Source organism: Streptomyces sp. NPDC088766, from assembly GCF_044750845.1.
Lineage (GTDB): Bacteria > Actinomycetota > Actinomycetes > Streptomycetales > Streptomycetaceae > Streptomyces.
The window spans coordinates 38,464-65,398 of sequence record NZ_JBIVKQ010000012.1 but is presented as its reverse complement, the minus strand read 5'-3'; the positions used below and the strand labels follow the sequence as shown (position 1 = coordinate 65,398).

Below are 26,935 nucleotides of genomic sequence, written 5' to 3'. Positions count from 1 at the left end.
GACCGCCCCTTCACCTTCGTTTCGCAGGAGAGCATTCCCATGGCTGAAGTCCTCGTCTACGTCGACCACGTGGACGGTGCCGTCCGCAAGCCCACCCTGGAGCTTTTGACCCTGGCCCGCCGGATCGGCGAGCCGGTCGCCGTCGCCCTGGGCGCGGGCGCCGAGAAGACCGCCGCCGTGCTCGCCGAGCACGGCGCGGTCAAGGTCCTGACCCACGACGCGCCGGAGTACGCCGACTACCTGGTCGTACCGAAGGTCGACGCGCTCCAGGCCGCCGTCGAGGCGGTGTCCCCGGCCGCGGTGCTGCTGTCGTCCTCCGCGGAGGGCAAGGAGATCGCCGCCCGCCTGGCGCTGCGCACCGCCTCCGGCATCATCACCGACGCCGTCGACCTGCAGGCCGGCGAGGAGGGCCCGGTGGCCACCCAGTCGGTGTTCGCCGCGTCCTTCACGACCACCTCCCGGGTCGTCAAGGGCACCCCGGTCATCACCGTCAAGCCCAACAGCGCCGCCGTCGAGGCCGCTCCGGCCGCCGGCGCCGTCGAGGCCCTCGCGGTGACCTTCTCCGCCGCCGCGACCGGCACCAAGGTCATCGCGCGCACCCCGCGCGAGTCGACGGGCCGCCCGGAGCTGACCGAGGCCGCGATCGTGGTATCCGGCGGCCGCGGCGTCAACGGCGCCGAGAACTTCGGACTCATCGAGGCCCTCGCCGACTCCCTCGGCGCGGCCGTCGGCGCCTCGCGCGCGGCGGTGGACGCCGGCTGGTACCCGCACACCAACCAGGTCGGCCAGACCGGCAAGAGTGTGTCGCCGCAGCTGTACATCGCCAACGGCATCTCCGGCGCGATCCAGCACCGCGCCGGCATGCAGACCTCCAAGACGATCGTGGCCGTCAACAAGGACGCCGAGGCCCCGATCTTCGACCTGGTCGACTACGGCGTCGTCGGCGACCTCTTCGACGTCGTCCCCCAGCTCACCGAGGAGATCAACACCCGCAAGGGCTGATCCCCGGCCGCCGCTGTGCGAGGCCCTCACGACCGGACCGGTCGCGGGGGCCTCGGCTCATCCCAGGGACACCGAGGCGCACACCGGCAGGTGATCGCTCGGGTACCGGCCGTCGAGCGAGAAGGTGTCCGCCCACGTCCGGTGGACCGGGACGTCCGGCGTCGCCAGGATCCAGTCGATGCGGTCCCCGCCCGGCTGCGGCCCCCGGTACGCGTGGAACGTCCCGTACGCGGCACCGCGCCACCTCGCCGTGTCCCAGGTGTCGACCAGACCGGCGGCCAGCAGCGTGTCGTGGACCGCGCTGCGCCGGGCGGCGGCGTTGAAGTCGCCGGTGACCAGCACGGGCAGGCCGGGACCGAACGCGGCGAGGCGTTCGGCGATCATCGCGGCGGCACGTTCACGGGCGTACTGACCCGCGTTGTCGAGGTGGGTGTTGACGAGGCGGAACTGGCGCCCGGACGCCTTCAGGTCACGGAAACGGACCCAGGTGACCATCCGGGGATGTGCTCCGCCCCAGGTGTTGGAGCCGCGCACCGCCGGGGTGTCGGAGAGCCAGAAGTGGGCGTGCTCGACCGGGGCGAGCCGCCGGGTGTCGTAGAAGACGGCCATCGACTCCTCGTCGCCGCCGCCTCGGCCGGTGCCGATCCAGTCGTAGTGGGGTCCCAGGTCGGCCTCGATGTCCCGCAGTTGGGGTGGTTCGCCCTCCTGGGTGCCGATGACATGGGGTGCCGCCGCACGCAGCAGGGCGCGCATCGCCGGACGGCGGGCCGCCCAGCTGTGGGGTTCCTCGGTGCTGGGGAACCGGAGATTGAAGGTCATGACCTCCAGGCGCGGGACGGCGGCGGCCCTCCTGAGCGACGTCGTGCCGGCCGAGGGGGCCCGGTCGGCCGAGGAGGCCCGGACCGCCCCGATCAGGGGAACGCCGACGGCGGCGGCCAGCACCGTCCGCAGCCCCGTACGCCGCGTGAGTCCTGCGTTGTCCGCCAAGTGGCCCCCCTTTCCGCCCTCACGCCAGGGTGAGTGCACGAACGGGCGGACGGAAGAGGGCCTCGCCGCGGAAGGGGGCACAGGTGCCAGGGCGTGGACAGGGTGTTGACCCCGGGGAAGCCCCACGGTTAGCTTCCTTCAACGGATTGTTGATTCCGTACAGCGGAAAACAGGAGGGTGCGGGAATGGGCCAGGGCCAGCAGGAGACCGTGGCGACGAGCCTCGCGGGTGCCGTCGGCGAGGAGATCGGCGCCTCCCTCGCCCCGGTCGACGCCGAACTCGAACGCCGCTACCCCGGAGACCCCGGCACCCGCCAGCCCGTCCACACCGTCTACGTCCCCGGCGACGCCTTCGCCGCCGACACCGTCCGCTCCTGGGGCGACCGCGCCCTCGCCGCCCTCGACGAGCACGCCCCCGACGCCGCGTCCCTCGCCGCCGTCCTCGGCCTTCCCGGCGAACTCGCCGAGCCCGTGTACACGCGTGTGCGCGCCAAGCTGGAGCGTGAGCCGATCGAGGACCTGCGCGTCGACTTCGAGGACGGGTACGGACCCCGCCCCGACGCCGAGGAGGACGAGGCGGCCGCCCGCGCCGCCCGGCTGATCGCCGAGGCGTACGCCAAGGGCACGGCGGCCCCCTGGACGGGCATCCGCATGAAGTGCATGGAGGCCGGCGTCCGCGACCGGGGCATCCGCACCCTGGACATCTTCCTCACCGGCCTGATGGACGCGGGCGGCCTGCCCGACGGGCTGGTGCTGACCCTGCCGAAGGTGACCTACGCCGAGCAGGTCACCGCGATGGTCCGGCTCCTGGAGGCCTTCGAGAGGGCGCGCGGGCTCACCCCCGGCCGACTCGGCTTCGAGATCCAGATCGAGACCAGCCAGGCCGTCCTCGCCGCCGACGGCACCGCCACCGTCGCCCGGATGATCCAGGCCGCCGAGGGGCGCGCCACCGGACTGCACTACGGCACCTTCGACTACAGCGCCTGCCTCGGCGTGTCCGCCGCCCACCAGGCCGCCGACCATCCCGCCGCCGACCATGCCAAGGCCGTCATGCAGGTCGCCGCCGCCGGCACCGGCGTACGCGTCTGCGACGGGTCCACCAACGTCCTGCCGGTGGGCCCCACCGCCCAGGTCCACGACGCCTGGCGCCTGCACTACGGCCTCACCCGCCGCGCGCTGGTCCGCGCCTACTACCAGGGCTGGGACATGCACCCCGGCCACCTCCCGACCCGCTACGCGGCCGTCTTCGCCTTCTACCGCGAGGGCTTCGCGCAGGCCGCCGAGCGCCTCTCCCGGTACGCCGGCCGGACCGGCGGCGATGTGATGGACGAGCCGGCGACCGCCAAGGCCCTCAGCGGCCATCTCCTGCGCGGTCTGGACTGCGGCGCCCTCGATGCGGCCGAGGTGACCGCCGCCACCGGGCTGACACGGACCGCCCTGGAGGGCTTCGCGGCACCGCGCCGGGGCGGCCTGACGGCATCCGGGCAGTAGCCGCGGCGAGCGAGTGGGCGGGCGGTACGGCCGGCCGGGGAGGGGTGCCCCGGCCGGCCGCAGGACTTCAGGTCCTGACCGTGACTACTCCTGCGACTGCTACTGCTTCCGCTGCTGCTCGGGGAAGGTGTAGGGCGTGGTGATGATCTCCATCCCGTGCCCGGCGGGGTCCATGAAGTACAGCCCCCGCCCGCCGTGATGGTGGTTGATCTCACCCGGCCGCTTTCCGTGCGGGTCGGCGAAGTACGTGATCCCGGCTTCCCTGATCCGCCCGAACGCGGCGTCGAACTCCTCCTCGGAGACGAGGAACGCGTAGTGCTGCACGGTGATGGACTCCGCCGGGACGGTGGCGAAGTCCAGGGTGACCCCGTTGCCGGTGCCGACCGGGACGAACGGGCCCCACTCGGAACCGACTTCGAGTCCCAGGACGTGGGCCAGGAACTCGGCGGACTCCCGGTTGTCACGGGAGTGGACGATCGTGTGGTTCAGCTGTACTGACATGTGTGGAATGCCTCCATAAGGCAAACTCACGGGCACCTCCATGCCTCACCCGGCCGGTGACCGACACGCGATGCCGTACGGCGATCCTAGCCAGGAAGAGGCTTCCGGGCCCCCGTCCCGGCTCGATGCGGCCACACCGCCGGTGTCCGCCGGCTCGGGGGTCCGCGGCCGATCACCGGAACCGACCGGTACCGGGGCCGTCCCGCCCCGCCGTGCCGCAGAGTGCCTCACCGGCGTCCGGCACCCGCGAGAGGCGACGTGCCGCAGTCACCGGACGGCCGCCGCGCCGCTTCGGCCGGGTCCTTGGCCTTCCGGGCGCGGTGCTCCGTGTGTCCGTCCGGGCCGGGTTCAGTCCGCCGGCGGCAGTTCGCCCGAGCCGCGGGCGATGAGCCGGGTGGGCAGGGTGATGCGCTCCGGGGCGATCAGGGTGCCGTCCAGCTGCCGGAACAGGCGGTCGGCGGCGGTACGGCCCAGGGCGGCTGCGTCCTGCGCGACCACCGTGACGCCCGGCTCGAGCAGGTCGGCCAGCTCCAGGTCGTCGAAGGCCACGAGGGCGACGGGGCGGCTCTGCTCGGCGAGCACCCGGATCACGGTGACGGTCACCCGGTTGTTGCCCGAGAAGACCGCGGTGACCGGGGCGGGCCCGGAGAGCATCTCCCGGGCCGCCCGGCGCACCCGTGCGGGATCGGTGACACCCAGGGACATCCAGGCGTCCTCCACGGCTATCCCCGCGTCCTCCATCGCCGCCCGGTAACCGCGCAGCCGCTCGGCCGCGGTGTGGATGCGCGGCATGTCCCCGATGAAGCCGATCCTGCGGTGCCCGTGCGCGACGAGGTGGGCCACGCCCTCCCGGGCCCCGCCGAAGTTGTCCGACAGGACGCAGTCGGCGTCGATGCCCCCCGCGGGCCGGTCGACGAACACCGTCGCCACGCCGGCCTTGATCTCCGGTTCCAGGTAGCGGTGGTCGTCGCCGGCCGGGATGACCACCAGCCCGTCGACCCGGCGCGCGCACAGGGCCAGCGCCAACTCCTGTTCCCGGTCCGGGTCCTCGGCGCTGGAGCCGTTGATGAGCAGCGCGCCGTGGGCCCGTGCCACCTCCTCCACGGCTCGGCTGAGAGGACCGTAGAAGGGGTCGGCGAGGTCCTCGAGGACCAGGCCGATGCTGGCGGTACGGCCCTTGCGCAGGACCCGCGCGCTGTCGTTGCGGCGGAAGCCGAGCGCCTCGATGGCCTCCTGGACACGCCGCTCCGTCTCCGGCGTGACCCCCGGTTCGCCGTTCACCACGCGGGAGACGGTCTTCAGCCCCACCCCCGCGCGTGCCGCCACGTCCTTCATGGTGGGACGATTGCCGTAGCGGTTCGCGGAGATGCCGACTGCGCGGCGGGGCGTCTCGGGCACGGGGCGGGTCCTGTCCTGTTGTCCACGGAGACGCGTGCGGTGCGGGCGTCCCTGGAGGCGGTTGAGGATGTGCCGACGAGCATAGGGCCTGGACAACGTTGTCAGATGCGGGGGAGACTGTCCACCGCAATCCCGGCCCACGTCCCCACCGCTGGACCGGCCAGCCCTTTTTTCGATGGTTGACGGGGAGAACCGAGACTGATGCACACCGACCTCGTGGCCGCGCTGGACATCGGCGGCACCAAGATCGCCGGCGCGCTGGTGGACGGCGGCGGCACGATCCTGGTCCGCGCCCAGCGGCCCACACCGGCCCAGCAGGACGGCGACACCGTGATGCGGGCCGTCGAGGAGGTGCTCGGGGACCTCACGGCCTCGCCGCTGTGGGAGCGCGCCCGTGCCCTCGGCATCGGCAGCGCCGGTCCGGTGGACGCCTCCACCGGCACGGTCAGCCCGGTCAACGTACCGGGCTGGCGCGACTACCCGCTGGTCGAGCGGGTCCGGGCCGCCACCGGGAACCTCCCCGTCGAGCTGATCGGCGACGGTGTGGCGATCACCGCCGCCGAGCACTGGCAGGGCGCCGCCCGCGGCCACGACAACGCCCTGTGCATGGTGGTCTCCACCGGCGTCGGCGGGGGTCTCGTCCTGGGGGGCCGTCTCCATCCCGGACCCACCGGCAACGCCGGTCACATCGGTCACATCAGCGTCGATCTCGACGGTGACCCGTGTCCCTGCGGTGCGCGCGGCTGTGTGGAGCGCATCGCCAGCGGACCCAACATCGCCCGGCGGGCCCTGGAGAACGGCTGGCGGCCCGGCCCGGACGGCGACTCCTCCGCCGCCGCCGTGGCCGCCGCCGCCCGCGCGGGCGACCCCGTCGCCGTGGCCTCGTTCGCGCGTGCCGCCCAGGCGCTGGCCGCGGGCATCGCCGCCACCGCGACCCTCGTCGAGATCGACATCGCGGTGATCGGCGGCGGCGTCGGCAAGGCGGGCGACGTCCTCCTCACGCCCCTGCGGCGGTCCCTCGCCGACTACGCCACGCTGTCCTTCGTACGGCGGCTGACCGTGGTGCCCGCCCAGATGGGCACCGACGCCGGGCTGGTGGGAGCGGCCGCCGCGGCGCTGGCGAGCGGGCCGGAGAGGACGGCGGCGGGGGTCTGAGGAGCCCGGGACGGACGGCCAGGAGGAACGTTCCCTCTCGAGTGCCCGCCCTCCGCCCGCGAAGGGATCGCGGTCGGCGCGTGACCTCACGCGGGCTGCGCAGTTGATCAGGGCATGAAGAAGCGCAGCATGCTCGCCATCGCCTCCCTCGCCACCGGTTTCGTCGTCGCGGCGATCACTCCCTCGCACGGTGCCGGCGGTGAGGACCTCGACGGACTGAACGTGGGGGACACCCTCAGCAGCCTCGACCACACGATCGCCGACGACAGCCTGGCCCTCGACGAGAACGCCCTGGGCGGGACCGGCTGACGGCTTCCGGCCGCGGTCACGGCGCCGGTCCCCACCGCCCGGGGACCGGCGCCGCGCCGTCCGGGCGCCCTCAACGGGAGGTGGTTTCCGTGGCAGGGTGGAGCGGGCAAGCCACAGGGGGCCGACAGCAGAGGGGGAGACGTGACCGTCGTCTGGATCAACGGCGCGTTCGGCGCGGGAAAGACGACCGCCGCACGGGAACTGATCGACCTGATCCCGAACAGCACGCTCTTCGACCCCGAGGACGTGGGGGCGGCGCTCACGCACCTGCTGCCGCCCAAACGCCTCGCCGAGGTCGGTGACTTCCAGGACCTGCCGATCTGGCGCCGGCTCGTGATCGACACCGCGGCCGCGCTCCTCGGCGAACTGGGCGGCACCCTCGTCGTCCCCATGACCCTGCTGCGCCAGGAGTACCGCGACGAGATCTTCGGCGGCCTCGCCGCCCGCCGGATCGCCGTCCGGCACGTGCTGCTGACCCCGGCGGAAACGATCCTGCGCGAACGAATAGCCGGGCGGGACCTCCCGCCCGGCCTCCCCGACGGCGAGATACGGGTACGGCAGTGGTCGTACGACCACATCGAGCCGTACCGCGCCGCCCTCGCCGGCTGGCTCACCGCGGACGCCCACCCCGTCGACTCCAGCGACCTCACCCCGTACGAGACCGCCCTGCGCATCGCGGAGGCGGTCGGCAGCGGGGCGGTGACCGCCTGCGACATCGTGCAGACCCCCGAACCGACCGCCGAGACGCTGGCAGCCGGGGTGCTCCTCTTCGACGAGCGGGACCGGGTGCTGCTCGTCGACCCCACCTACAAGCCCGGCTGGGAGTTCCCCGGCGGTGTCGTGGAACCGGGCGAGGCGCCCGCGCGCGCGGGCATGCGCGAGGTGGAGGAGGAGACCGGCGTCCGGCTGGCCGACGTACCGCGGCTGCTCGTCGTCGACTGGGAGCGGCCGACGCCTCCCGGATACGGCGGGCTGCGCCTGCTCTTCGACGGCGGCCGGCTCGACTCCGCGGCGGCCGAGGGGCTGCTGCTGCCGGGCCCCGAACTGCGGGGCTGGCGCTTCGCCACCGAGGAGGAGGCCGCCGGCCTGCTGCCCCCGGTCCGCTACGAACGGCTGCGCTGGGCCCTGCGGGCGCGGGAGCGGGGCGCCGCGCTCTACCTGGAGGCCGGCGTCCCCCTCGGATGACCGTCACGCCGCCGCGCCGCCCGCGTGCTCCTCGTGGTCCTCGTGGAAGTGGGTGAGTACCGCACGCCGTACGGCGGCCGGGCCGTGCCCCAGGGCGGCGACCGCGTCGGCGATCGCGCGGCCGGAGCCGGGTGGTCCGGCGTCGAAGAGCGTCAACCCGTCGACGCCGTCGCGGGGACGGGCCCGGCCGACCGGGAAGCGCAGCAGGTGCAGACGGGGGATGAGTGCGACGACGTCCGTGGGACGACCGTGGAGAGGGCCCCACCAGGCGGGCGAGGCCCTCTGCCGAGAGCGGAGCGCGCGGCTCAGCTCGCCGCGTACGTGCGCAGGAACAGGGCCTCCGCCACCGACAGACGCTCCAGCTCCTCCGGTGAGACGCTCTCGTTGACCGCGTGGATCTGGGCCTCCGGCTCGCTCAGGCCGATGAGGAGGATCTCCGCGCGCGGGTACAGCGACGCGAGGGTGTTGCACAGCGGGATGGAGCCGCCCTGGCCGGCGTAATTCATTTCCTGGCCGGGGTAGGCGACCGCCATCGCCTCGGCCATCGCCGCGTACGCCGGGCTCGTGGTGTCGGCGCTGAACGGCTGGCCCTGGCCGATCTGCTCGGTCCGCACCCGCGCGCCCCACGGCGTGTGCGCCTCCACGTGGGCCTGGAGCAGCTTCGTCGCCTCGGCCGCGTCGACGCCCGGCGGCACCCGCAGGCTGATCAGCGCCCGGGCACTCGACTGCACCGACGGGGTCGCGCCGACCACCGGCGGGCAGTCGATGCCGAGGACGGTGACCGCGGGGCGGGCCCAGATGCGGTCGGCGACCGTGCCGGAACCGATCAGTGCGACGCCGTCGAGGACCTTGGCGTCCTTGCGGAACTGCTCCTCGTCGTACTGGAGTCCCTCCCACGCCGGGCCGTCGGTCAGGCCGTCGACGGTCGTCGAGCCGTCCTTCGCGCGCAGCGAGTCCAGTACGCGGATCAGCGCACCCAGCGCGTCGGGCGCGGCGCCGCCGAACTGGCCGGAGTGCAGGTTGCCCGCGAGGGTGTCGACGCTCACCCGCATCATCGTCATGCCGCGCAGCGTGGAGGTCACGGTGGGCAGACCGACCCGGAAGTTGCCCGCGTCGCCGATCACGATGGTGTCGGCCGCGAGCAGCTCGGGGTGCTGCTCGGCGTACCGCTCCAGGCCACCCGTGCCCTGCTCCTCGGAGCCTTCGACGATCACCTTCACATGGACGGGCACCCCGCCGTTCGCCTTGAGGGCGCGCAGGGCCAGCAGGTGCATGATGAAGCCGCCCTTGCAGTCGGCGGTGCCCCGTCCGAACCAGCGGCCGTCGCGCTCGGTCAGCTCGAAGGGCGGGGTGGCCCAGCCGGCCTCGTCCAGCGGCGGCTGCACATCGTAGTGCGCGTACAGCAGAACCGTTTTCGCGCCCTCAGGGCCCGGCAGGAAGCCGTACACCGACTGCGTGCCGTCGGGAGTGTCGAGGAGGGCCACGTCCTGGAAGCCCTCGGCGCGCAGGGCGGCGACGATCCAGTTCGCCGCGGCCTCGCTCTCGGAGCGCGGGAACTGGTCGAAGTCCGCCACCGACTTGAAGGCCACCAGTTCGGTGAGCTCCGCCTTCGCCCTGGGCATCAGCGAGGCGACGGTCTCGGCGACCGGATTCGACGACATGGGCACGCTCCTTGTGGGTGCGACGTTGTACCGATGAGTGTTGCCGATCCTCCCACAACCGACCGCGGCGATCTCGGTCGTAGGATGCGGGGGACAGGTGCGGCAGGCGGCTTGATCGGGAGCAGTAGACCATCGTGAGCAGCGAGAACTCTTCGGCGGACGACGTGCAGCAGGTGTGGGACGTCGTCGTGGTGGGCGCGGGACCCGCGGGGGCTTCGGCCGCCTATGCGGCGGCGGTCGCGGGGCGGCGCGTGCTGTTGCTGGAGAAGGCGGAGCTGCCCCGCTACAAGACGTGCGGCGGCGGCATCATCGGTCCCTCCCGCGACGCCCTCCCACCGGGCTTCGAACTGCCCTTCCAGGACCGGGTGCACGCGGTGACGTTCTCGAACAACGGACGCTTCACCCGTACCCGCCGTTCCCGGCAGATGCTGTTCGGGCTGATCAACCGGCCCGAGTTCGACCAGCAGCTCGTCGAGCACGCGCAGAAGGCCGGCGCCGAACTGCGCACCGGCGTCACGGTCACGCGCGTCGAGCAGCACGGCTCGGCCGTGCCCGACCGGCGCACGGTCGCGGTCGTCCTGCAGGGCGGAGAGGCGGTGCTGGCCCGGGCGGTCGTCGGCGCCGACGGCAGCGCGAGCCGCATAGGGGCACACGTCGGCGTGAAGCTCGACCAGGTGGACCTCGGCCTGGAGGCGGAGATCCCGGTGCCCGAGACGGTCGCCGAGGACTGGAAGGGCCGGGTCCTCATCGACTGGGGCCCGATGCCCGGCAGTTACGGCTGGGTGTTCCCCAAGGGGGACACGCTGACGGTCGGGGTGATCTCCGCGCGCGGCGAGGGCGCCGCCACCAAGCGGTACCTGGAGGACTTCATCGGGCGGCTCGGCCTCGCCGGCTTCGAACCGAGCATCTCCTCCGGTCATCTGACCCGCTGCCGCGCCGACGACTCGCCGCTCTCACGCGGCCGGGTGCTGGTGTGCGGCGACGCGGCGGGGCTGCTGGAGCCGTGGACGCGCGAGGGAATCTCCTTCGCGCTGCGCTCGGGCCGGATCGCCGGCGAGTGGGCGGTGCGCATCGCGGAGGCGCACGACGCGGTGGACGCCCGTCGCCAGGCTCTCAACTACGCCTTCGCGATCAAGGCGGGGCTCGGTGTGGAGATGAGCGTGGGCAAGCGGATGCTGGCCCTCTTCGAGCGGCGTCCGGGTCTCTTCCACGCGGCCCTGACCGGTGTGCGTCCGGCCTGGCGGGCGTTCACGGACATCACCCGCGGCCGGACGACCCTCGGCGAGCTCGTGCGCTCGCACCCGCTGGCCCAGCGCGCCCTGAACGTGATGGACCGGCGGCAGGCGGCTGCGGGCCCGGACGCGGCCGAGGAGGCCGGTTCCTGAGGCGTCGTCCTTCGTCCTTCGTCCTTCGTCCGTCGTCCTTCGTCCGTCGTTCTTCGTCCTTCGTCCGTCCGAGTGGTTCGGGGCGCCGGTTTTGTGCATGTCCGCTCCCGGGGCCGGTGCCGGACGGTGCGGGTCACCGGCTCCCGATGACCGTGATCCGGAACACCGGGTGGTCGGGGGCGATGCGGCGCAGGTCGGCGTCGGGGGAGTCGGGCCCGACACCGTCGAAGAAGACACCCACCTCCGCCTTCCAGCGTTTGAGGTAGGCGCGCAGCAGCGGCACCTTCTCGTCGTCGCCGACCTCGGCCGCGGTGAACTCGTCCACCTTTCTGCCCAGGTGCAGTTCACCGCCGCCGGCCGCGCGCATGTTGTGCGTCCACTGGACGTGACCGCGCGGGGCGACGAGGTACTGGCGCCCGTCCAGCGTCAGCAGGTTCACCGGCGTGGTCCGCCACTGACCGCTCTTGCGGCCGCGCACCGCCAGGACCCTGGACCCCCACACGCTCAGCCCGCGTCGGGTCAGCCAGGCGACGGCCCGGTTGAGGACGTTGACGGTGAACCAGCCGGGCTTCTTGACGTGGGCGGCGGACATGGATGCCTCCTGGACGGTAAGTGTGAGCACTGCTCTCGCTCTGTGGTGGAAGTCTGCACCGGATCGTCCCTCTCCGGCAAGAGCACCGCTCTCTTTTTGGTTCGGTGTTCTTTTTTCGGTTCACTGCTCTTGATTGTGTGCACTGCTCCCGACTCGTGGAACACTGGTGTCCATGAGCAGCGCCACCCGAGGGGCCCGCGCCCGCGCCCGCATCGAGATCACCGCCACCATCAAGGAGGAGGCCCGTCGCCGGCTCGCCGCCGAGGGAGCCGCCAAGCTGTCCCTGCGGGCCGTCGCCCGCGAACTGGGCATGGTCTCCTCCGCGTTGTACCGCTACTTCCCCAGCCGCGACGACCTGCTCACCGCGCTCATCATCGACGCCTACGACTCCCTCGGCGAGAGCGCGGAGGCCGCCCACTCAGCCGTCGCCGACGCAGACCCCGTCCGGCGTTGGGTCGCGGTCTGCGAGGCGGTGCGAGCCTGGGCGCTGGCGCATCCGCACGAGTACGCACTGATCTACGGCTCGCCGGTGCCCGGCTACAGCGCACCGCAGACGACGGTGCCCGCCGCCGCCCGGGTCGGGCACCTGCTGATCGGTATCGCCCGGGACGCGGGCCTGGCCGCCCCGCCCGCCGCGCCGCCCCTTCCGGCCGAGTTGCGTGCCGAGGCGGAGCGGCTGACGGCCGACGTCGCGCCCGAACTCTCCCCTGAGACGGCCACGGCACTGGTGGCGGCCTGGGCCCAGCTGTACGGGCTGGTCGGCTTCGAGGTGTTCGGCCAGTTCAACCGTATCGTCGAGGACCGTGAGCCGTTCTTCCGTCATGCCGCGACGGGGCTGGCCAAGGGGGTGGGACTCGGGTAGCGCCCGCGGGGGCGCTGCGGCCGGCGGCCGGCACGGACGCCGCCCGCAGCGGCAACGGCCCGGCGGGCATGCGGGAGCGGGTCGGCGACGCTGGGCGGCGGTGGCGGGGGACGCCCTGTTGCCGCCCGGGGTGACGCGGCGGCTCATCGCGGAGTTCGCCGCCCGCTCCAAGGAGCCCGCGGCCGCCTCCGGGCCGGCACGTTTCACCGGGCGGGAACGGGAGGTGATGGCGCTCGTGGGGATCGGTCTGGCCGACGAGCAGATCGCCCACTGCCTGGTGGTCAGCCCGCTCACCGCGAAGACCCACGTCAGCCGCACCATGGTGAAACCGGGAGCCCGGGACCGGGCCCAACCGGTGGTGCCGGCCTACGAGTCGGGGCTGGTCGGACCGGGCTGGCTGGGCCGACCGCCACGGCGTTCGATCTCGCCGTTGCCGTTGCCGTCGCCGTTGCCGTCGCCGGACGTTGCGTCGGTGCGGGCGGCCACGGCTTCCGCGCGGAACCGGATGAGCACACTCACCACCCGGACCAGGAACATCACGGGGGAGACCGCGAGTCCCGTCCGGAGGAGCACCTTCTCCAAGGGGTCCGGGAGGTCGAACAGCAGCGCCGGCCCGGCGACCGCCCCGAACAGCACGGCCGCCGCGAAGGCCGCGCTGAACAGCGCGTACCCGATCTCGACGGTGATCGCATCGCGTTCCGCCTGCGTGCGACGTCCCCCGTGGCCGGTCATACCGGCAGTCTCACAGGTGCGCGCCCGGCGGGGCAACCGGCCCGCCGGGCGCACGCGGAGGCGTCCCCCTGTGCCCTCTCGTCACGTCGCCGCGCGCCCCGCGGGCATCGACGGGAAGGTGACGACAGGGCCCTAGTCGCGGACCGGAACCCGCTCCGCGACCGCCTTCTCCGCGGTGGACCCGGTGACCACGACCGACCCGCGGGAACGGCGGGTGCGCAGGCCGGGCAGGGTGATCAGGAGGCCGAGGGCGGCGACGCCCGTAACCACCATCAGGCCGGGGCGGTAACTGTCCAGCACGGCCTGCGGGGTGGGGTCCGCCGGGGCGCCCGCGGTCACCACGGCCGTGACCACGGCGAGGAAGAGCGCGCCGCCCACCTGCACCGATGTGTTCAGCAGGCCGGAGACCATGCCCTGTTCGTGGTCCGCCACGCCATTGGTCGCCTGGATGTTGAGCGAGGGGAAGACCAGCGCGCAGGCCGCGCCGATCAGCAGCATGCTGGGCAGGATGACGGCGGCGTAGACCGGGGTGAGGTCGACGCGCAGGAACAGGGCGTAACCGGCGGCCATCAGGGCGAAGCCCGTCACGATCAGCCGTGGGGTGCCGAACCGGTCCACGACCGAGCCGACCTTCGTCGAGGACAGCGCCACCAGCGCACCGGCCGGCAGGAAGGCCAGCGCGGTGTGCAGCGCCGACCAGCCCAGCAGGGTCTGCATGTACAGCGTCGCCAGGAACTGGAAGCCCACGTAGGAGCCGAAGAAGGCCATCGCCCCGAGCTGGGCGCGGACCTGGCTGCCCGAGCGCAGCACGCCGAGCCGGATCAGCGGGCCGGGCGAGCGCCGCTCGACCAGGACGAAGACGGTCAGCAGCACGGCGACGGCCAGGAAGGAGAGCAGGGTGCGGACGGAGGTCCAGCCCACCTCGGGGGCCTGGACGACGGTGAAGACCAGCAGCAGCATCGACGCGGTGCCGAGGACGGCGCCGGGGACGTCGTAGCCGTTGTGCCCCGGTTCGCGCGCGCTGCGCGGCAGCAGCTTCACGCCGATGACCAGGGCGACCAGGGCGATCGGCGCGGGCAGCAGCATGGTGAGGCGCCAACTGGCCTCGGTGAGCAGGCCGGAGAGGACCAGGCCCATGGAGAAGCCGGTGGCGGCGCAGGTGGTGTAGATGGAGAGCGCGCGGTTGCGCAGCGGGCCCTCCGGGAAGGTCGTGGTGATGATCGACAGGCCCGCCGGGGCGGTGAAGGCGGCGCTCAGGCCCTTGATGAACCGGCTGGCGATCAGCAGCGGACCCGAGTCGACGAGGCCGCCGAGCAGGGAGGCGAGCGCGAAGACGCCGAGGGCGACGAGGAAGACCTGGCGGCGGCCGAGCAGGTCCGCCGTGCGGCCGCCGAGGAGGAGCAGGCCGCCGTAGCCCAGGATGTAGCCGCTGACGATCCATTGCAGGGTCGAGGTGGTCAGTCCCAGGTCGGAACCGATGGACGGCAGGGCGACGCCGACCATCGACACGTCCAGCGCGTCCAGGAACATCGCGGCGCAGAGCACCAGCAGGGTGCCCCACAGCCGTGGGGTCCAGCGTCCCTCGGACACCGGGGAGGGGAGCGGAGAGGTCATGCCGCAGACAATACATGCGTATGCATTGGATGCAAGAGAATTTAATTCCGGCGCAATGAATCCGGTTCTCTGCTACGGTGCCGCCATGGCGGCGGACAAGGCCGAACAGGCGCTCGTGGAACAGTGGCGGGAGATGCTCTCGCTGCACGCCCGCACGCAGTGCGAACTCGACCGCGCGCTGCACGGACACGGCCTGTGCGGCAGCGACTTCGAGGTGCTCGACGTGCTCGCGGGAACCGCCCCGGCCGGCGCGCGCAGCTTCCGCGTCCAGGAGATCGCCGAGCGGGTCCATCTGAGCCAGAGCGCGCTGTCGCGGCTGATCGCCCGGCTGGAGAGGGACGGTCTCGTCGAGCGCGCCATGTGTTCCGAGGACCGCCGGGGCGTCCAGGTGGCGCTCACCGAGAAGGGGCGCTCGCTGCACGGTGAGGTGCTTCCCGTGCAACGCTCGGTCCTCACCCGCATGCTGACGGACTGACGGACTGACGGACTGACGGACTGACGGACCGGCGGCCGTCGGCTTCAGGTCCCGGCCGGCCTCTCCCGCCACGAGCGGGCCGGCGCGGTGTCCCCGCCGGCGGCGGGGTACGGCAGCCGGTTCCACAGCGACAGACTGAGCGGCGCCGCGGGTCCGGTCACCTCGCGGTCCGCGTCCGCCTCGCCGCCGCGTTCCGTCTGCGGCGGCTGCGCGGACAGGCGTACGGTCCCCACCGCGTCGTCCGCGTCCGTCGCCCGTCCCCGCAGCACCCGGGGCTCCCCGGTGGGCACCTTGCTCCCGGGGCGTGCGTGGAGGGCGCGCGGCAGTTCGTTGCCGTCCGCCGCGAAGGCCGGGGGCACGGCCTCATGGATGGGTGGCGTCGCTCGCCGTGCGCCGCATGGTGAGGCCGATCAGCGCCGCGACCGCCGCGAGTGCCGCCACGCTGGTGAGGGCCGTGGGGAGGGAGAACCAGTCGGCCATGAAGCCGATGGCGGGTGGGCCGAGGAGCATGCCGCCGTAGCCGAGGGTGGAGGCGACGGCCACGCCGGTGGGGCCGGCGAGGGTGCCCGCGCGTTCGACGGCCACCGGGAAGAGGTTGGCCAGCCCGAGCCCGGCGACGGTGTAGCCGAGGAGCGCCGCCCAGGGGGCCGGGGCGAGGGAGCCGATCAGCATGCCGACGGCCGCCACGGTGCCGCCGACGACCACCGTGCGGGTGTGGCCCAGCCGTTCCAGGAGGGTCGTGCCCGTGAGCCGGCCGACGGTCATCGCGAGGGCGAAACAGGAGTAACCGGCGGCGGCGAGTGCCGGTGAGGTGCCGAGGTCCTCCTGGAGGTGCAGGGCGCCCCAGTCGGCCAGGGCCCCTTCGCCGTAGGCCGTGCACAGGGCGATCAGGCCGAAGACGACGACCGGGCGGCGGGTGCGGGCGGCCCTGTCGGCCGGTTGCACCGGTCGCGCGTCCTCGCCGGTGTGCGGGGCGGCGCCGGCGGGTGCCTGGCGAAGCAGCGCGGGTCCGGCCAGTGCCGTCACCAGCAGACCGATGAGGCCGAGGCCCAGGAGGTGGCGTGCGGGGGAGAGGGAACCCGCGACCAGCCCGCCGAGCCCGGCGCCGATCATGCCGCCCATGCTGAAGGCCGCGTGGAAGGTGGGCATTATCGGCCTGCGCAGGGCCGCGACCAGGTCGACGGCCGCGCTGTTGAAGGCGACGTTGATACCGCCGTAGGCCGCGCCGAAGAGGAGCAGGACGGCGCCGAGTGCGGGCGCGGAGTGGGTCAGCGGCGGCAGGGTGACGCTCAGGGAGAGCAGCACCGCGCAGACCACGGTGACCGGATGGCTGCCGTACCGCCGGCAGAGGCGACCGGTGATCAGCATCGTCACCACCGCGCCTGCGGAGACGCCGAGGAGGGCGAGGCCGAGACCGCTGGCGGAAGCGCCGGTCTGTTCCTTGACGGCGGGGATGCGCACCACCCAGCCGGCGAAGACGAAGCCGTCGAGGGCGAAGAAGACGGTGAGGACGAGGCGGAGCCGGCTGAGGGAGTGGCCCCGCACGGCGGTGTGCGAACGGGCTTTGTTTATTAACGGCACAAAATGAGGCTAAGTGGAACCTCGCGACCCCGGCAAGGTGGTTGAGCCGTACACCGGTCGGGGTGGGCCGCACCCCCGTCGAGGGGTCGCGGCGTGCACAGCCGTCGTGCCGCGTTCGCGGCGGGCCGCCGTGGAGCCGGTCACCGCCAGGAGCGCCGAGCAGGCCGTCCTGCCGCCGGCCCGGCCGAGGAGCCGGCGGAGGCGGCGAACGTGCTGATCACCTCCGCCTCCTTGGCGGCGACATCGACGGGTGCGGCGCCGAACCGGCCTGCCCGGCACACTGGTCCGGTGCGGTGGTGCCTCAGAAGACGCCCTGGCCCGGGACCAGGATCCGCCGCGGGTCGTACCTGTGCTTCGCCGCCTCGAGCGCCGGCCAGGCCGTCCCGAAGTGGGTCCGCCAGTCCGCGCGGGTGAACGGGATGCTGCCGACGGGGTACTGGGTGCCGCCGGCCGCGAGCGCGGCCTCGTAGGCGGAACGATTCGCCGCCAGCCGGCGTTCGACTGCGGCGGTGTCGTCGGGCGGGGTCGCGCCCAGGATGTCGAAGAGGTACGACACCGGCTCGTCCGAGCTGCGCAGCAGCGGGGTGGTGAGCCGCTCGCGCAGCAAGGGGTAGAACAGGATGACGCCGGGGCCCAGGTCGGCCGGGGTGAGCGCGTCCAGCAGCGGAGCGCTGACGGCGGCGGCGGACGTGCCGGGCACCATGAGGTTCAGCCACGGGTGCGCGTACGTCCAGAAGCCGGCCTCCTTCAGCATGGCGACGAGGGGTGCCAGCCGGTCGAGGAAGTCGTAGTAGGAGCGGTCCTCGTACTGAACGCCGGAGGGCGTGTGGCGCAGACCGCGCAGCAGCCTCGCGTCGTCCGGAGCGGGGCCGACCGGCGGTCCGTAGGCCACCGCCTCCAGGGTGTAGGCCCGGAAGGCGCCGTCGGCGTCCGCGGCGACCTGGCCCTCGACGTAGTCGAAGCGGCCCTCCTGGACGAGGAGGCGCTGGTCGTCGAGGAAGGTCTCCAGGTCGTCGTAGGCGAGGTGGTAGTGGCGCACGGTCGCGGGCGCGGGTACCAGGCGGAGCGTGGCCTCGACGATGATCCCGCACTGGCCGAGGCCGGCCAGGACGGCGTGGAAGAGGTCGGGGCGGCGGGTCGGGGAGCAGCGGACCAGCTCGCCCGCTCCGGTGACGACCCGCAGTCCGGTGACGTTGTCGACCTGGGCGCCGTGCCGGTGGGCCTGGCCGCCGAGGCCGCCCACGGACAGGGTGCCGCCGACGGAGAGCTCGATGTAGTCGGTGAAGACGGGCGGAGTGAGCCCGTGCGCGAGGGTGGCCCTGGCCACCTCGCTCCACCGGGCGCCCGCGCCCACCGTCACGGTGGTGCTGTCCGGCCCCACGGGGCCGATGCCCGCGAGCGTCGCGGTCTCGATGACCAGGCCGCCCGACACCTGCGCCTGGCCGAACGGCGCGTGCCCCTGGCCGCGCGGCGCGACCGGCACGCGCTGCTCGTTGCAGAACCGGACCATGGCGACGACGTCGCGTACCGAGCCCGGCCGCAGGACGGCCGCCGGGCGGTGGTGCACGATGTGCCCGTAGTCGTCCGACGCGGCGCCGAGCGAGGCGTCGTCCCTGGTCAGCGTCCCGTCCAGGCGGGGGATCCCGGCGAGTCGCCCATCGGTCCCCGTGGCGTCCGCGGCCCAGCCGCGGGCGGCGGGGTCGAAGCCGGCCACCGCCGCTCCGGTGACGGTGAGTCCGCGCAGCACGGTACGTCTGGAAGGTGTGCGGGGCATGCGCACTTCCACCTCTCCATCTCTACGAAATCTTCAAATCCTGAAATCCTCGACAGGGTAGGGCAGTTCGATCCGTCACGTACGGTGTTTCGCCGGTGATCCGCTGTCGCCGTGATCCGCTGTGCCGCACGGGGGTCCGGAGCCGTCACACCGCGAGGACCCGGATCCCCGCCTCCTCGAACCGCCGTACCGCCCGCGGGTCCGCCGCCGCGTCCGTGACCAGCGTGTCCACCGCGTCGGCCGCGCAGATTCGGGCGAACGCGCGCCGCCCCAACTTGCCGGAATCGGCCGCGACGACGACCCGCACGGCACGCTCGCACAGCATCCGGTTGACCGCCGCCTCCGCCTCGTCGTGCGCGGCGGCGCCGTGCGTCACATCGAAGGCGACCACCCCCAGCACCGCCACGTCCAGTGTGATCTGTCCCAGCACCCCGTCCGCGAGCGGCCCCACCAGCTCGTACGACTGCGCCCGTGCCACCCCGCCCGTCACCACGATCTTGAACTGGGGCCGCACCGCCAACTCGCCCGCGATGTTCAGCGCGTTCGTGACCACGGTGAGGGCCGGCGAACCGGCGGCCAGATCGCCGCGCACGGCCAGGGCGCGGGCCACCTCCGTGGTCGTCGTGCCCCCGGTCAGCCCCACCGCCTCACCGGGGACGACCAGTTCCGCCACCGCCCGCGCGATGCGCTGCTTCTGCGGAGCCCGGCGCGCCGTCTTGTACCGCAACGGCAGTTCGTACGACACCCCGTGCACGACCGCGCCACCGCGCGTGCGCACCAGCAGCTGCTGCTCGGCGAGCTGGTCGAGATCCCGGCGGACCGTGGCCGCCGACACTCCCAGCTCGGCCGCCGTCTCCTCGACGTCCAGCCGGCCGCGCTCCACGAGGAGGTCCAGCAGCGTCTTCCACCGGGCGTCGCGGGACATGGAGACTCCGTTCGCGTGCTTGAAGTTGTTCGAAAGATGGCTCTATCTTGCATGAACCATCACCGACGCGAGGGGTGGGACATGACCCATGTCGAGGACGAGCTGACCGACCAGCCCGCCTGCTGGACCCGCGCCGCCACCGAAGTCACCCGATTCCACCGAGAGTTGCCGGTCCAGGGCGAGCGCGTCGCGTTCGTCGGGTGCGGCACCTCCTTCTTCATGGCCCGGTCCGCCGCCGCCCTGCGCGAGGGCGCGGGGCACGGCGAGAGCGACGCCCACGCCGCCTCCGAGTTCCCGTACCACCGGACCTACGACCGGGTCGTCGCCCTCACCCGCTCCGGCACCACCACCGAGGTCGTCGGCCTGCTCGCCCGACTGCGCGGACGCACCCCCACCACCACCGTCGTCACCGCCGACCCCGGGACACCCGCCGGCACCGCGGCCGACCACACCGTCGCCCTCGACTACGCCGACGAACGCTCCGTCGTGCAGACCCGGTTCGCCACCACCGCCCTCACCCTGCTCCGCGCCCACCTCGGCCTGCACACCGACGCCGTCGTCGCCGACGCCCGCACCGCGCTGGCCGAGCCGCTGCCCGAAGGGTTCCCGGGGTGCAACCGGTTCACCTTCCTGGGCCGCGGATGGACCGTCGGGCTGGCCGACGAGGCCGCCCTGAAGATGCGTGAGGCGGCCCTCGCCTGGAGCGAGGCGTACCCCGCGACGGAGTACCGCCACGGCCCCATCAGCGTCAGCGACGAATCCACCGCGACCTGGATGTTCGGCGAGGCGCCCGACGGTCTGGCCGAACAGGTCCGCGGCACCGGCGCGTCGTGGGTCCAGGGCACGCTGGACCCGCTCGCCGAACTCGTGCGCGCCCAACGCCTCGCCGTGGCCGTCGCCGCGGCCCGCGGCCTCGACCCGGACCGGCCGCGCCACCTCACCCGGTCGGTGATCCTCGCCCCCTGAAGCCCCTGAAGCCCCTGAAGCCCCCTGGAGTCCGCCGACGAGGAGACCCGTGCCCCTCACCACCACCGCCGACCTGGTCACCCGGGCCCGCGCGGCCCGCACCGCCGTCGCCGCCTTCAACATCATCACCCTCGAACACATCGAGGCCGTCATCACCGGCGCCGAGCGGGCCGGCACACCGGTCGTCCTCCAAGTCAGCGAGAACGCCGTCAGGTTCCGCCACGGACGCCTCCTCCCGCTCGCCCGCGCGGCCGTCGCCACCGCCGAACGGGCTTGTGTACCCGTCGCGTTGCACCTCGACCACATCAGGACCGAAACCCTGCTCCGGGAGGCGGCGGACACCGGATTCAGCTCCGTGATGTACGACGCCTCGCAGCTCCCGTACGACGACAACCTCGCCGCCACCCGCGCCGCGGCCGCCCTGGCACACGCCCGAGGCCTGTGGATCGAGGCGGAGTTGGGGGAGATCGGCGGCAAGGACGGCAAGGCCGCGCGCGACGCCCACGCGCCCGGCGCCCGCACCGACCCGGCCGAGGCCCGCGCCTTCGTGGCCGACTCACAGGTGGACGCCCTGGCCGTCGCCGTCGGCAGCGTCCACGCGATGACCACCCGCACCGCCACCCTCGACCACCGGCTGCTCGCACGACTCAGGGCCGAGGTGGACGTGCCGCTCGTCCTGCACGGCTCCTCCGGCGTACCCGACGACGAGCTGAGAGCGGCCGTCGCGGCCGGCATCACCAAGGTCAACATCGGCACCGCCCTCAACCAGGCGATGACCGGCGCCATCCGCGATCACCTGGCCGCGCATCCGGAGGCGGTCGACTCGCGCGGCTACCTCGCCGTGGGACGGGAGGCGATGGCGTACGCCGTCGAGCGGATCAGCGGTGTCCTCACCCCCGCTTGACGGCCTTCAGCACCACGAACTTCGGGTCACCGGCCACCAGTCGGCTGTTGCCGAACAGCCGCCGCAGCTTCACGTGGTAACCGAGGTGCCGGTTGCCCACCACCCACAGTTCGCCGCCCGGCCGCAGCACCCGCCGCGCTCCGGTGAACATCCGCCAGGCCGTGGCGTCCGTCGTGGCCTGGTGGGAGTGGAAGGGCGGGTTGTTCAGCACGAGGTCCACGCTGTCGTCCGGTACCCCCGCGAGCCCGTCCCCGACCCGGAACTCCCCCTGGCCCGGAACCCCGTTGGCCCGGTACGTCGCCTCCGCCGAGGCCACCGCCTGGAACGACTCGTCCGTGAACAGCACCTCGGCCTGCGGGTCGGCCAGTGCCACCGCCGTCCCCACGACACCGTTGCCGCACCCCAGGTCGACCACTCGGCGGGCCCCCCGCGTCGGCGGCAGGTGCCGGAGGAGGAACCGGGTGCCGATGTCGAGCCGGTCGGCGCAGAACACGCCCGCGTGGTTGACGACCGGACGCCCGGACAGCGGCCCGAGGCCTGCGGGGAGGTCGTAGCGGTACGGCCACGGGTTGGCGGGACGTGCCGGCGCCGGGTCGGGGGTGCACAGGATCAGCCGGGCCTTCTGCTCGGCGAGGGAGGTGCGGGTGGGACCGAGGATCCGCTCGAACAGCCGCAGGGTCGAGGTGTGGATCTCCTTGACCATGCCGGTGCCGACCACGACGGTCCCCGCGTGCACCGAGGGAGCCAGCCGCAGCAACTGGTCCTCCAGCAGCGCGAGGCTCTTCGGTACCCGCACCAGCAGCACGTCGACGCGCTCGGGCGGCGGGTCCTGGGTGGTCAGCAGCCGGACGGAGCCGGGCTCGACGCCGTTGCGGGCCAGGTTCTGCCGGGTCGCCTCCTGGCCCAGCCAGGAGTCGGTGATCTGCGTCGGCCGGTGCGCGGCCAGTGCCGTCACCAGCGCGCCCCAGCGGTCACCGAGCACCACCACCGTGCCGGACAACGGGACCCCCCGCTCGGCGAGGTGGCGGAGCAGATACGCGTCGGAGGCGTCCCAGGCGCGCAGCCTGTCACGCGGGTCCTCGGGGTGGCGGGCCAGCGCGACCTCGCCCCACGGCGTCGTCATACGGTCGTTCATCGTGGGTCAAGGCTAGCCCAGCCGCAGCTCAGAACCGGTGGGGCAGGATGGTGCCATGGACACCGAGCTGTTTCCCCGGGAACGCGCGGAGGTCGCGCCGGGCGCCGTGCACCTGCCGGACTGGCTGGACCCGGCCGCTCAGCGGGAGCTGCTGGAGGCCTGCCGGGAGTGGGCCCGTCCGCCCGCGGGGCTGCGCACCGTCCGCACGCCGGGCGGCGGCACCATGACCGCCCGCCAGGTCTGCCTCGGCCGGCACTGGTATCCGTACGGCTACGCCCGCACGGTCGTCGACGGCGACGGCACCCCGGTCAAGCCCTTCCCGGCCTGGCTGGGCGAGCTGGGCCGCCGGGCGGTGACCGACGCACTCGGTCCGGAGGCGGCCCGGCGGGCGGCGTACGACATCGCGCTGATCAACCATTACGACGGCGACGCCCGCATGGGCATGCACCGCGACGCCGACGAGAGGTCGGACGCTCCCGTGGTGTCCCTCAGTCTCGGCGACACCTGCGTGTTCCGGTTCGGCAACACCGAGACCCGTACCCGCCCCTACACCGACGTCGAGCTGGTCAGCGGCGACCTGTTCGTGTTCGGCGGACCCTCCCGGCTCGCCTACCACGGCGTGCCCCGGGTGCGTCCCGGGACCGCCCCGGCCCGGCTGGGGCTGACCGGCCGGCTGAACCTGACCCTGCGGGTCGGCGGCTTCCCGGACGGCACCTGACGCCCCCCGGCTCCGGGCCGGGCCGAGCCGAGGGAAACGCCCTCGCGGATCATGGGAGACTCGCCCTCATGAGCGGCAAGGCGGACCCCCGGCCGGCGGGGGAAGGAACCACCTCGAGAGCGCGGTTGGACCGGGGGCGCGGTGCGCTCGGGCCCGCGTTGGAGCTCGTGCACACCGGGCGGGCGCCGACCCGTGCGGTGCTCACCGCCGAACTCGGCGTCACCCGCGCCACGGCCGGCGCGGTCGCCGCGGAACTGGAGGCGCTCGGGCTGATCCGGGTCGACGCGCGGCCCGGCGCCGCCGCCGGTTCCCAGGGCCGGCCCTCCCACCGGCTCGAAGTCGACGAGGACGGCCCCGTCGTCCTGGCCGCCCAGGTGCACGCCGACGGCTTCCGGGCCGCCCTGGTCGGCCTCGGCGGGCGGATCGTCGCCACCACCCCCAGCTGCGAGGCCGTCGACGCCGACCCGGCCAAGGTGCTCGGCGCCGCCGTGGACGCCGGAGCCGACCTGCTGGACCGTACCGGCCGGCGCTGTGTGGGCGCCGGCCTCGCCGTGCCGTCCGCGGTGACCGCCCCCGAGGGGCTGGCGCTCAACCCGCTGCACCTCGCCTGGCCGGTGGGGGCGCCGGTGCGGGAGATCTTCGCCGACCGGGTCCGCGCGGCCGGCGTCGACGGCCCGGCGTTCGCCGTCAACGACGTCAACGCCGCCGCCCTCGCCGAACACCGGCACGGCGCCGGACGCGGTGCCCGCGATCTGCTGTGCGTGGCCACCGGGCACCGCGGCGTCGGTGGTGCGCTGGTCCTCGACGGGCGCCTGCACACGGGCAGTTCGGGCCTCGCCCTCGAGGTCGGGCACCTCACCGTCAATCCCGAGGGCCGTCCCTGCCACTGCGGCAGCCGCGGCTGTCTCGACGTCGAGGCCGACCCACTGGCCCTGCTCACCACCGCCGGCCGCGCGCCCGGCCCCGAGGGCTCCCTGCTCCAGCAGGCCAACGAACTGATCCGCGAGGAGTACGCCGACCCGGTCGTCCGTACGGCCGCCGAGGCCCTGATCGACCGCCTCGGCCTGGGCCTGGCCGGCCTGGTGAACATCCTCAACCCCGATCGCATCATCCTCGGAGGCCTGCACCGCACCCTCCTGGACACCGACCCCGACCGGCTCCGCGCGGTCGTCGCCGACCGCAGCCTGTGGGGCCGCAGCGGTGGCGTCCCCATCCTCGCCTGCTCCCTCGACCACAACAGTCTGGTCGGAGCGGCGGAGCTGGCCTGGCAGCCCGTGCTGGACGACCCGCTGGCGGCGTTGGGCGTCAGGTGACCGGGCAGGAGGCGGCAGCCGCCACGGGCGGCCAGCGCCGGCAAGCCGCGCGTCGACGGACGTGGTCGCGGCCCCTTCCGGTCTCGCGCGGTCGACCGCGACGGCTGCCGCCCGACGGAGTCGGCGGGTCCTTCGAACGCGTCGCCGCGGCGGCTGAACGCGTCGTCGCGGCGGCCGCGGGAGGGACGACCGGTCTCGATCACCAGGACCCCACCGCCCCCCACAGCCGGTCGCGCACCCTCGCCGCGTCCGGGTCGGCGCCGGCCCCCGGCCCTCGGCCGCCGGACCGGGAACGGGGTGCTGAGCGGCGGCGTCCCGGGCGTGTGCAGCCGCGTCGGACTGCCTGGCCGCCCGCTTCGCCGCCTTCGGCCTCTTCCCGCCCCTGGACGCCCTCGTCGTCCGCTTCCAGGCGCCCGCCGAGGGCGTCCCCGGCCGCCTGTCCTGGACGGCGAAGCGGGACGGCGGTCCCGAGGAGCGGCTGGACGTGCTGCACGCCTGGCTGACGGATGACCTGCCCGGTGGCCGCGTCCGCGTCCTGACCCAGGAGACCCGGATCGGCGCGCCTGCCGCCGCCCTGGCGCGACAGCGGCCCGATCCGATGCCGAACGGCCACCTGACGTGGCTGGACGGGCTGGTGCGCGCCGCGTCGAAGTGACCGCGTCCGGTCCCGTACCGTCCGCAGTGACCCCGCTCGAGGATCAGGAAGTTGACGTCATGACCGACAAGCTGACCGTGGGTGTGCTGGGCACCGGCATCATGGGTGCCGCGATGGCCCGCAACCTCGCCCGCGCCGGACACACCGTCCGCGCCTGGAACCGCACCCGCGCCAAGGCCGAGCCGCTGGCCGCCGACGGCGTCGCCCTCGCCGACACCCCCGCCGACGCCGTCCGCGGCGCCGACGTCGTCCTGACCATGGTCCACGACGGCCCCGCCGCCCTGGAGGCCGTGCGCGCGGCGGCCCCCGGACTGCGCGCCGGTGCCGCCTGGGTGCAGTCGACCACCGTCGGTGTCGACGCCGTCGAGGACCTGGCGGCCTTCGCCCGCGGGCACGGCCTCGTGTTCTTCGACGCGCCCGTGCTGGGCACCCGCCAGCCCGCCGAGGCCGGTCAGCTGACCGTGCTGGCGGCCGGACCGGAGGCCCACCGCGCCGCCGTCCGTCCCGTTCTGGACGCCGTGGGCGTCCGCACGGTGTGGACCGGCGAGGACGGTGCGGCCGGCAGTGCCACCCGCCTGAAGCTCGTCGCCAACAGCTGGGTGATCGCGGCCACCGCCGCGGCCGGCGAGGTCCTGGCCCTGTCCAAGGCCCTCGACGTCGACCCGGACGACTTCTTCGAGCTGATCGCCGGCGGCCCGCTGGACATGGGCTACCTCCGCGCCAAGTCCGCGCTGGTCGTCGAGGACCGGCTCACGCCGCCGCAGTTCGGCGTGGCGACCGCCGCCAAGGACGCCCGTCTGATCGTCGAGGCCGGAGCCAAGCGCGGCGTCCGTCTGGACGTGGCCTCCGCGAGCGCCGACCGCCTGGAGCGCGCCGTCACCCAGGGCCACGCCGACGAGGACATGGCCGCCGCCTACTTCGCCAGCTTCGAGGACCAGCCGCCCGCCTGACCGGCACACCGGCACACCGACCCCGGGCACGGGCGGAACCACGCGCCCGCCCCGGGGCGCGCCGCCGTACGCACCCGCGCGTGACGACACCCGCCTCCGGGGTACGCCGCACGACGTGAGCCCGCCTGCTCCCGAAGCACGCCGCAGGCACCCGTGGCCACACCGGCGCCCCGGTTGCGCCGGGCACGCCGGGTACACGCGCGACACCACCCGCCCAGCCCACCGAGGAGAAGCCGATGTCCAAGCCGCCGCTGCCGCCCGAGGCCGTCGAACTGCTGAGCCGCCCCAACCCCTGCGTGATGGCGACCCTGCGTTCCGACGGCACCCCCGTGTCCACCCCCACCTGGTACGTGTGGGACGACGGCCGGGTCCTCATCAGCCTCGACGAGAGCCGGGTCCGGCTGAAGCACCTGCACCGCGACCCCCGCGTCACCCTGACCGTCCTGGACGGCGAGAACTGGTACACCCACGTCACCCTCATCGGCCGGGTCGCCGAGTTCCACGACGACGAGGGCCTGGCCGACATCGACCGCATCTCCTCGCACTACACGGGCAACCCCTACCCGGACCGGGTCCGGCCCCGCGTCAGCGCCTGGATCGAGGTCGAGCGCTGGCACGGCTGGGGCGCGATGAAGGACAGCGGCCGGCCGTCCGCGTGACGCGGGC

General features: G+C 73.7%; 28 protein-coding genes and 1 pseudogene. 16 read left to right on the top strand and 13 right to left on the bottom strand.

Annotated elements, in window-relative coordinates:
• The first annotated feature begins 39 nt into the window (after window positions 1-39).
• Window positions 40-1,002, top strand: coding sequence for an electron transfer flavoprotein subunit alpha/FixB family protein (locus ACIP5W_RS18530; protein ID WP_401474128.1), 963 nt, complete (start codon window positions 40-42; stop codon window positions 1,000-1,002).
• Between the two features lie 57 nt (window positions 1,003-1,059).
• Here ACIP5W_RS18530 and ACIP5W_RS18525 read toward each other — a convergent pair whose 3' ends face one another.
• Entirely contained in the window at window positions 1,060-1,989 is a 930-nt protein-coding gene (locus ACIP5W_RS18525; protein ID WP_401474125.1) for an endonuclease/exonuclease/phosphatase family protein, read from the bottom strand.
• 185 nt (window positions 1,990-2,174) lie between these two features.
• Here ACIP5W_RS18525 and ACIP5W_RS18520 point away from each other — a divergent pair, with 185 nt between their 5' ends.
• Entirely contained in the window at window positions 2,175-3,479 is a 1,305-nt protein-coding gene (locus tag ACIP5W_RS18520) for a DUF6986 family protein (protein ID WP_401474122.1), read from the top strand.
• Between the two features lie 99 nt (window positions 3,480-3,578).
• On the opposite strand, the gene ACIP5W_RS18515 is transcribed toward ACIP5W_RS18520, so the two are convergent.
• Together ACIP5W_RS18515 and ACIP5W_RS18510 are read right to left on the bottom strand one after the other, a co-directional pair.
• Window positions 3,579-3,980, bottom strand: a complete 402-nt coding sequence (locus tag ACIP5W_RS18515) for a VOC family protein (RefSeq protein WP_401474119.1) — start codon at window positions 3,978-3,980, stop codon at window positions 3,579-3,581.
• A gap of 348 nt (window positions 3,981-4,328) precedes the next feature.
• Entirely contained in the window at window positions 4,329-5,378 is a 1,050-nt protein-coding gene (locus ACIP5W_RS18510; RefSeq protein WP_401474116.1) for a LacI family DNA-binding transcriptional regulator, read from the bottom strand.
• A gap of 201 nt (window positions 5,379-5,579) precedes the next feature.
• Here ACIP5W_RS18510 and ACIP5W_RS18505 point away from each other — a divergent pair, with 201 nt between their 5' ends.
• The 3 genes from ACIP5W_RS18505 to ACIP5W_RS18495 all read left to right on the top strand — a co-directional run bounded on the left by ACIP5W_RS18505 (window position 5,580) and on the right by ACIP5W_RS18495 (window position 8,027).
• Entirely contained in the window at window positions 5,580-6,533 is a 954-nt protein-coding gene (locus tag ACIP5W_RS18505) for an ROK family protein (RefSeq protein ID WP_401474113.1), read from the top strand.
• Between the two features lie 114 nt (window positions 6,534-6,647).
• The gene (locus ACIP5W_RS18500; protein ID WP_401474110.1) at window positions 6,648-6,842 is read left to right on the top strand and encodes a hypothetical protein; all 195 of its coding nucleotides are present in this window, start codon (window positions 6,648-6,650) and stop codon (window positions 6,840-6,842) included.
• A 141-nt stretch (window positions 6,843-6,983) separates the two neighbouring features.
• Window positions 6,984-8,027 (top strand): NUDIX domain-containing protein, encoded by a 1,044-nt coding sequence (locus ACIP5W_RS18495; RefSeq protein WP_401474107.1) that lies wholly within the window; start codon window positions 6,984-6,986, stop codon window positions 8,025-8,027.
• Window positions 8,028-8,030: 3 nt separating this feature from the next.
• Here ACIP5W_RS18495 and ACIP5W_RS18490 read toward each other — a convergent pair whose 3' ends face one another.
• Window positions 8,031-8,183 carry an MBL fold metallo-hydrolase gene (locus tag ACIP5W_RS18490; protein ID WP_401474104.1) on the bottom strand — a complete coding sequence of 51 codons (153 nt, stop codon included), beginning with the start codon at window positions 8,181-8,183 and terminating at the stop codon, window positions 8,031-8,033.
• 149 nt (window positions 8,184-8,332) lie between these two features.
• Window positions 8,333-9,688: a dipeptidase gene (locus ACIP5W_RS18485; protein ID WP_401474101.1), complete on the bottom strand. Its 1,356-nt coding sequence runs from the start codon at window positions 9,686-9,688 to the stop codon at window positions 8,333-8,335.
• Between the two features lie 134 nt (window positions 9,689-9,822).
• Here ACIP5W_RS18485 and ACIP5W_RS18480 point away from each other — a divergent pair, with 134 nt between their 5' ends.
• Window positions 9,823-11,073, top strand: a complete 1,251-nt coding sequence (locus ACIP5W_RS18480) for a geranylgeranyl reductase family protein (RefSeq protein WP_401474098.1) — start codon at window positions 9,823-9,825, stop codon at window positions 11,071-11,073.
• A gap of 133 nt (window positions 11,074-11,206) precedes the next feature.
• Here ACIP5W_RS18480 and ACIP5W_RS18475 read toward each other — a convergent pair whose 3' ends face one another.
• Window positions 11,207-11,665, bottom strand: coding sequence for a nitroreductase family deazaflavin-dependent oxidoreductase (locus ACIP5W_RS18475; RefSeq protein WP_401474095.1), 459 nt, complete (start codon window positions 11,663-11,665; stop codon window positions 11,207-11,209).
• Window positions 11,666-11,837: 172 nt separating this feature from the next.
• Between ACIP5W_RS18475 and ACIP5W_RS18470 the strand changes: the two genes are divergently transcribed.
• Window positions 11,838-12,527 (top strand): TetR/AcrR family transcriptional regulator, encoded by a 690-nt coding sequence (locus ACIP5W_RS18470; RefSeq protein ID WP_401474092.1) that lies wholly within the window; start codon window positions 11,838-11,840, stop codon window positions 12,525-12,527.
• Window positions 12,528-12,621: 94 nt separating this feature from the next.
• Window positions 12,622-12,930, top strand: a pseudogene (locus ACIP5W_RS18465) (LuxR C-terminal-related transcriptional regulator); the annotation flags it as partial.
• On the opposite strand, the gene ACIP5W_RS18460 reads toward ACIP5W_RS18465, so the two are convergent.
• Together ACIP5W_RS18460 and ACIP5W_RS18455 are read right to left on the bottom strand one after the other, a co-directional pair.
• Window positions 12,894-13,259: a DUF6332 family protein gene (locus ACIP5W_RS18460; protein WP_401474089.1), complete on the bottom strand. Its 366-nt coding sequence runs from the start codon at window positions 13,257-13,259 to the stop codon at window positions 12,894-12,896. The pseudogene ACIP5W_RS18465 and the gene ACIP5W_RS18460 overlap by 37 nt on opposite strands.
• Before the next feature lie 132 nt (window positions 13,260-13,391).
• Window positions 13,392-14,873, bottom strand: coding sequence for an MFS transporter (locus tag ACIP5W_RS18455; protein WP_401474086.1), 1,482 nt, complete (start codon window positions 14,871-14,873; stop codon window positions 13,392-13,394).
• Window positions 14,874-14,958: 85 nt separating this feature from the next.
• Between ACIP5W_RS18455 and ACIP5W_RS18450 the strand changes: the two genes are divergently transcribed.
• The gene (locus tag ACIP5W_RS18450; protein WP_401474083.1) at window positions 14,959-15,348 is read left to right on the top strand and encodes a MarR family winged helix-turn-helix transcriptional regulator; all 390 of its coding nucleotides are present in this window, start codon (window positions 14,959-14,961) and stop codon (window positions 15,346-15,348) included.
• A gap of 44 nt (window positions 15,349-15,392) precedes the next feature.
• Here ACIP5W_RS18450 and ACIP5W_RS18445 read toward each other — a convergent pair whose 3' ends face one another.
• The 4 genes from ACIP5W_RS18445 to ACIP5W_RS18430 all read right to left on the bottom strand — a co-directional run bounded on the left by ACIP5W_RS18445 (window position 15,393) and on the right by ACIP5W_RS18430 (window position 19,628).
• Window positions 15,393-15,707: a hypothetical protein gene (locus tag ACIP5W_RS18445; RefSeq protein WP_401474080.1), complete on the bottom strand. Its 315-nt coding sequence runs from the start codon at window positions 15,705-15,707 to the stop codon at window positions 15,393-15,395.
• 4 nt (window positions 15,708-15,711) lie between these two features.
• Window positions 15,712-16,929: an MFS transporter gene (locus ACIP5W_RS18440; protein WP_401474077.1), complete on the bottom strand. Its 1,218-nt coding sequence runs from the start codon at window positions 16,927-16,929 to the stop codon at window positions 15,712-15,714.
• Between the two features lie 301 nt (window positions 16,930-17,230).
• Entirely contained in the window at window positions 17,231-18,703 is a 1,473-nt protein-coding gene (locus tag ACIP5W_RS18435; protein WP_401474074.1) for an FAD-binding protein, read from the bottom strand.
• Window positions 18,704-18,848: 145 nt separating this feature from the next.
• Window positions 18,849-19,628 carry a DeoR/GlpR family DNA-binding transcription regulator gene (locus ACIP5W_RS18430; protein WP_401474071.1) on the bottom strand — a complete coding sequence of 260 codons (780 nt, stop codon included), beginning with the start codon at window positions 19,626-19,628 and terminating at the stop codon, window positions 18,849-18,851.
• 81 nt (window positions 19,629-19,709) lie between these two features.
• On the opposite strand from ACIP5W_RS18430, the gene ACIP5W_RS18425 reads away from it, so the two are divergent.
• A complete protein-coding gene (locus ACIP5W_RS18425; protein WP_401474068.1) occupies window positions 19,710-20,594 on the top strand; it encodes an SIS domain-containing protein in 885 nt (294 codons plus the stop codon).
• A 49-nt stretch (window positions 20,595-20,643) separates the two neighbouring features.
• On the top strand, window positions 20,644-21,498 hold the full coding sequence (locus tag ACIP5W_RS18420) for a ketose-bisphosphate aldolase (RefSeq protein WP_401474066.1): 855 nt from the start codon (window positions 20,644-20,646) through the stop codon (window positions 21,496-21,498).
• Here ACIP5W_RS18420 and ACIP5W_RS18415 read toward each other — a convergent pair.
• Window positions 21,485-22,621 carry a methyltransferase gene (locus tag ACIP5W_RS18415; protein WP_401474445.1) on the bottom strand — a complete coding sequence of 379 codons (1,137 nt, stop codon included), beginning with the start codon at window positions 22,619-22,621 and terminating at the stop codon, window positions 21,485-21,487. The genes ACIP5W_RS18420 and ACIP5W_RS18415 overlap by 14 nt on opposite strands.
• Before the next feature lie 67 nt (window positions 22,622-22,688).
• On the opposite strand from ACIP5W_RS18415, the gene ACIP5W_RS18410 reads away from it, so the two are divergent.
• The 5 genes from ACIP5W_RS18410 (at window position 22,689) to ACIP5W_RS18390 (ending at window position 26,928) form a co-directional block, all read left to right on the top strand.
• Window positions 22,689-23,351 (top strand): alpha-ketoglutarate-dependent dioxygenase AlkB family protein, encoded by a 663-nt coding sequence (locus ACIP5W_RS18410; protein WP_401474064.1) that lies wholly within the window; start codon window positions 22,689-22,691, stop codon window positions 23,349-23,351.
• A 68-nt stretch (window positions 23,352-23,419) separates the two neighbouring features.
• A complete protein-coding gene (locus tag ACIP5W_RS18405; RefSeq protein ID WP_401474061.1) occupies window positions 23,420-24,664 on the top strand; it encodes an ROK family protein in 1,245 nt (414 codons plus the stop codon).
• A gap of 484 nt (window positions 24,665-25,148) precedes the next feature.
• Complete coding sequence (locus tag ACIP5W_RS18400; protein WP_401474058.1) at window positions 25,149-25,319, top strand: hypothetical protein; 171 nt, start codon at window positions 25,149-25,151, stop codon at window positions 25,317-25,319.
• Between the two features lie 59 nt (window positions 25,320-25,378).
• Window positions 25,379-26,269, top strand: a complete 891-nt coding sequence (locus tag ACIP5W_RS18395) for an NAD(P)-dependent oxidoreductase (RefSeq protein ID WP_401474056.1) — start codon at window positions 25,379-25,381, stop codon at window positions 26,267-26,269.
• A gap of 236 nt (window positions 26,270-26,505) precedes the next feature.
• Window positions 26,506-26,928 carry a PPOX class F420-dependent oxidoreductase gene (locus ACIP5W_RS18390; protein ID WP_401474053.1) on the top strand — a complete coding sequence of 141 codons (423 nt, stop codon included), beginning with the start codon at window positions 26,506-26,508 and terminating at the stop codon, window positions 26,926-26,928.
• Window positions 26,929-26,935: the final 7 nt, after the last annotated feature.